Below are 5,248 nucleotides of genomic sequence, written 5' to 3' on the forward strand. Positions count from 1 at the left end.
CCTGGCGCGGCTGGGCAGCGGGGCGCGGCACTTCGATCTTCGGCCGCTCGGCAGTGGGCGCCGGCACAGTTTCGCGGGCTACCGCCGGGGCCACGGCGACCGGCTCGACCGGCGTCTCGACCTCTATTTCCGCCTGCGGCGGCTCCAGCAGTTCCGGCCGCGACGGCGCGGCGAAGGGCAATACGGTGCGCGGCAGCCAGCTGGCCACCTGCATGGCGCCCAGGTAGGCGCGCCGACGGAGTTCGGGGATCACACGCCCTCCACTTGCGGGTGCGCCTTCTGCCCGACCTGCATCAGGTTCAGCGCGTTGATATAGGCCTTGGCCGAGGCCACCAGGATATCGGTGTCGGCGCCGTTGCCGTTGACGATGCGCCCGCCCTTCTCCAGGCGCACGGTGACCTCGCCCTGCGAGTCGGTGCCCTGGGTGATGGCATTGACCGAATACAGCAGCAGGCTGGCCTCGGAGGCGGCGATGGCCTCGATGGCCTTGAAGGTGGCATCCACCGGGCCGGAGCCCTGGGCGCCGGCACGCCGTTCGTTGCCCTCGACGCTGACCACGATCTGCGCCTGCGGCACCTCGCCGGTCTTGCTCGCCACTTCCAGGGTGACCAGCTTGAAGTGCTCCGGCGCCTCCTCGGCCAGGGTGTCGGAGACCAGCGCCTGCAGGTCCTCGTCGAAGATCTCGTGCTTCTTGTCGGCCAGCTCCTTGAAGCGGGCGAAGGCGGCGTTCAGCTCGGCCTCGCCGGCCAGGACGATGCCCAGCTCGTCCAGGCGCGAACGGAAGGCGGCGCGCCCGGAGTGCTTGCCCATGACCATCTTGTTGGTGTTCCAGCCCACCGACTGGGCCGACATGATCTCGTAGGTCTCGCGGTGCTTGAGCACACCGTCCTGGTGGATGCCGGACTCGTGGGCGAAGGCGTTGGCGCCGACGATGGCCTTGTTCGGCTGCACCGGGAAGCCGGTGATACCGGAGACCATGCGCGAGGTGCTGAGGATATGCGGGGTGTCGATATTGGTGTAGACGCCGAGCAGGTCCTGGCGGGTCTTGATGGCCATGACGATCTCTTCCAGCGCGGCGTTGCCGGCGCGCTCGCCCAGGCCGTTGATGGTGCACTCGACCTGACGCGCACCGGCCACCACGGCGGCCAGGGAGTTGGCCACGGCCAGACCCAGGTCGTTGTGGCAGTGCACCGAGAAGATCGCCTTGTCGGCGTTGGGCACGCGCTCGAGCAACTGGCGGATGGTGTCGGCGTACTGGTGCGGGATGGCGTAGCCGACGGTGTCGGGGATGTTGATGGTACGCGCGCCAGCGTCGATGGCCGCCTCGATGATGCGGCAGAGGAAGTCGATCTCCGAGCGGCCGGCGTCCTCGCAGGAGAACTCCACGTCGCTGCACAGGTTGCGCGCCTTCTTCACCGCATACACGGCCTGGGCCACCACGTCGTCCGGCTGCATGCGCAGCTTGTACTGCATATGGATCGGGCTGGTGGCGATAAAGGTGTGGATGCGCCCGCTGTTGGCGCCCTTGAGCGCTTCGGCGGCGCGCTCGATGTCGGCGTCCACCGCGCGCGACAGGCTGCACACGGTGCTGTCCTTGATGTTGTCGGCGATCGCCTTGACCGCGGCGAAGTCGCCCGGGCTGGCGATGGCGAAACCGGCCTCGATCACGTCCACCCGCAGGCGCTCCAGGGCCTTGGCGATGCGCAGCTTCTCCTCGCCGGTCATCGAGGCGCCGGGGCTCTGCTCGCCGTCGCGCAGGGTGGTGTCGAAGATGATGACGCGATCGTTGCTGCTCATAGGGGGTTCCTCACGGCTGCCGGGCGCCCTTCGTGGGGGCGTCTGTAATCGGCCGATTGTCGCGTGAAATGGGCGGGCCGGGAAGGCACAGCTGCGGCTCGTAGGGTGGATGTCGCTTTTTACATCCACCATGGGGCAGTGCACGCCGATGGTAACGGCGGAAAACAAAACGCCCGCCAAGTGGCGGGCGTTTGCCGATCCTGTGCGCTAGGCGCAGCCGATCAGAGCGGCTGATCCCAGGGACGGTCGCCGTGCTCGTCCTTGATGCGGGTGGGCAGGCCCATCACGTCCAGCAGCTTCAAGAACGGCTCGGCCGGCAGCTCCTCGACGTTGACCATGCGCTTGGCATCCCACTCGCCACGCGCCACCAGCAGGGCAGCGGCGACCGGCGGCACACCGGCGGTGTAGGAGATGCCCTGGCTGTCGGTCTCGGCGAAGGCTTCTTCGTGGTCGGCGACGTTGTAGATAAACAGCTCAGTCTGCTTACCGTCTTTCGTGCCTTTTACCAGGTCGCCGATGCAGGTCTTGCCGCTGTAGCCCGGCGCCAGCGAGGCGGGATCGGGCAGCACGGCCTTGACCACTTTCAGCGGTACCACTTCGAGACCTTCAGCGGTCTTGACCGGCTGCTCGGAGAGCAGACCGAGGTTCTTCAGCACGGTGAACACGTTGATGTAGTGGTCGCCGAAGCTCATCCAGAAGCGCACATTCGGTACGTCGAGGTGCTTGGACAGCGAGTGCACCTCGTCATGGCCGGTCAGGTACAGGTTCTGTTCACCCACCACCGGCAGATCGTCGGTGCGCTTGACTTCGAACATGCGGTTGCTCACCCACTGGCTGTTCTGCCAGCTGTAGACCGTGCCGGTGAATTCGCGGAAATTGATTTCCGGGTCGAAATTGGTGGCGAAGTACTTGCCGTGCGAACCGGCGTTGACGTCGAGGATGTCGATCGACTCGATCTTGTCGAAGTACTGTTGTTGCGCCAGAGCGGCATAGGAGTTGACCACGCCCGGGTCGAAGCCGACGCCGAGGATGGCGGTCACGCCCTTTTCCTGGCATTCGGCCAGGTGCTTCCACTCGTAGTTGCCGTACCACGGCGGGGTTTCGCAGATCTTGCTCGGATCTTCGTGGATGGCGGTGTCCAGATAGGCGACGCCGGTGTCGATGCAGGCGCGCAGCACGGACATGTTGAGGAACGCCGAGCCGACGTTGATGACGATCTGCGATTCGGTCTCGCGGATCAGTGCCTTGGTCGCTTCCACGTCCAGGGCGTTCAGCGCATAGGCCTTGATCTCGCCGGGCTGCTTGAGGCCGCCCTTGGCCTGCACGCTGTCGATGATGGCCTGGCATTTGGAGATGTTGCGCGACGCAATTGCAATGCGACCTAACTCGTCATTGTGTTGCGCGCACTTATGGGCCACCACCTTGGCAACACCTCCTGCACCAATGATCAGGACATTCTTCTTCAATTGTTCCACCTCCTAGTACTGCGTTATTGAAAGCGTTTGATGAATCGTAGGGTGGATGACGCTCTTTTCATCCACCATCGCTTGGCAAATGGTGGACGGATGAAGCGTCGTCCACCCTACGTGACTTGAACCTGTCAGCTGAGACTCGACAGGTAGTCGTCGAACTCGAACTGGCGCACCACCTCGACGCTACCGTCGAGTTGTTTCACCACGATGGACGGCATCTTCAGGCCGTTGAACCAGTTCTTCTTGACCATGGTGTAACCCGCCGCGTCGATGAACGACAGGCGATCGCCGATCTGCAGCGGCTTGTCGAACTGGTATTCGCCGAAGATGTCGCCGGCCAGGCAGGATTTGCCGCAGACCATGTAGCTGTGTTCGCCGTCGTTCGGCGCCATCTTGGCATTGAGGCGGTAGATCAAGAGGTCGAGCATATGCGCTTCGATGGAGCTGTCGACCACGGCCAGGTGCTTGCCGTTGTACAGGGTGTCGAGCACGGTCACTTCCAGCGAGGCGCTGAGGGTGATCGCCGCTTCGCCCGGCTCCAGGTAGACCTGCACACCGTATTTTTCCGAGAAGGCTTTCAACCGCGCGCAGAAGGCATCGATCGGGTAACCCTCGCCGGTGAAGTGGATGCCGCCGCCGAGGCTGACCCACTCGACCTGGGCGATCAGGTGGCCGAAGCGCTCCTCGATGCGGGTCAGCATCTGGTCGAACAGCTCGAAGCTGGCGTTCTCGCAGTTGTTATGGAACATGAAGCCGGAAATCTGCCCCATGACCTTGGCGATCTTTTCCGGGTCCCACTCACCGAGGCGGCTGAACGGGCGCGCCGGGTCGGCCAGCAGGTAGTCGGAGCTGCTCACCTGCGGGTTGACCCGCAGGCCGCGGATAGTGCCTTCGGTGGCCGCGGCGAAGCGCTCGAGCTGGCCAATGGAGTTGAAGATGATCTTGTCGCAGTTGGCGACCATCTCTTCGATCTCGTCGTCGGCCCAGGCCACGCTGTAGGCGTGGGTCTCGCCGGCGAACTTCTGCCGGCCGAGCTTGAGCTCATAGAGCGAGGACGAGGTGGTGCCGTCCATATACTGCTGCATCAGGTCGAACACCGACCAGGTGGCGAAGCATTTCAGCGCCAGCAGCGCCTTGGCCCCGGAGTTCTCGCGCACGTAGGCGATCTTCTCCAGGTTGACCAGGAGCTTCTGTTTGTCGATGAGGTAGTACGGCGTTTGGATCATCTCGTAGCCCCCGCAAGGTCGGCCGATGAGGGGCCTTGCGACCCCCCAGAAAAAAGTGGACGCGAATTGTGCCGATTACCGACAAATATCGAAAGGGCATTGGAGATTTTTTGTACAACGGGCGATTACCGGTTGCTTCGGCAGAAGCCAATGCGGGGGGCGCCGTGCGCGCCGGGGTGTACGAAGCCTCGGTGCGCATAGCGCACCCTACGGGCCTGCCATGACAGGGGCGTGACCGCCGGCCTTCAGTTGATCGGCGTGGCGGTCAGGTTGGCGCGGATATCGGCGTTCTGCAGCTTCATGCCGTACATCGAGGTGACCGCGCCGCCGGTGGGGTGGACGTTCTGGATGCGGTCGATGTTGATCTCCTTGAAGTGCACCCGGCCGTTGACGGCGAAGCCCAACGGGTCGGGCGTCACCGGCGGGCAGCCGCTGGCGCCCTTGTCGCAGACCTTGGTCGGTGCCACGTCGAGGTTGAGGTCGACGCGCACGCCGTAGCTGTTGGCATTGGCGTCGGCCGGATTGGCGTCGGAGGTGTGGAAGTTGTCCACCACCAGCTGCGCGCCGCTGCCGTTGACGCCGTTTACCCGATCGGTCTCGATGATCAGCTGGTTGCGCTTCTCGCTGGCCGAGACGCTGCCCGCCGGATTGCCCGAGGCGTCGCGGACGAAGACGTTCTTCAGCCCGGCGGTCAGGCCCTCGTTGCCGCGGTCCTCCCAGCGCCCGCCGCTGGCCGAGCAGGCCGAGGCATTG

The 5,248-nt window shown here is 64.3% G+C and carries 3 protein-coding genes and 2 pseudogenes; all 5 read right to left on the reverse strand.

Annotated elements, in window-relative coordinates:
* A pseudogene (locus N878_RS11970) lies at positions 1 to 253 on the reverse strand (energy transducer TonB); the annotation flags it as partial.
* On the reverse strand, positions 250 to 1,797 hold the full coding sequence (locus tag N878_RS11975) for a 2-isopropylmalate synthase (RefSeq protein ID WP_021443893.1): 1,548 nt from the start codon (positions 1,795 to 1,797) through the stop codon (positions 250 to 252). The pseudogene N878_RS11970 and the gene N878_RS11975, both read right to left, overlap by 4 nt.
* A gap of 221 nt (positions 1,798 to 2,018) precedes the next feature.
* Complete coding sequence (locus tag N878_RS11980; protein ID WP_031303084.1) at positions 2,019 to 3,263, reverse strand: saccharopine dehydrogenase family protein; 1,245 nt, start codon at positions 3,261 to 3,263, stop codon at positions 2,019 to 2,021.
* A gap of 134 nt (positions 3,264 to 3,397) precedes the next feature.
* The gene (locus tag N878_RS11985; RefSeq protein WP_021443895.1) at positions 3,398 to 4,495 is read right to left on the reverse strand and encodes a carboxynorspermidine decarboxylase; all 1,098 of its coding nucleotides are present in this window, start codon (positions 4,493 to 4,495) and stop codon (positions 3,398 to 3,400) included.
* A gap of 245 nt (positions 4,496 to 4,740) precedes the next feature.
* A pseudogene (locus N878_RS11990) lies at positions 4,741 to 5,248 on the reverse strand (hypothetical protein); the annotation flags it as partial.

The organism is Pseudomonas sp. EGD-AK9, assembly GCF_000465935.2.
Taxonomy (GTDB): Bacteria; Pseudomonadota; Gammaproteobacteria; order Pseudomonadales; family Pseudomonadaceae; genus Aquipseudomonas.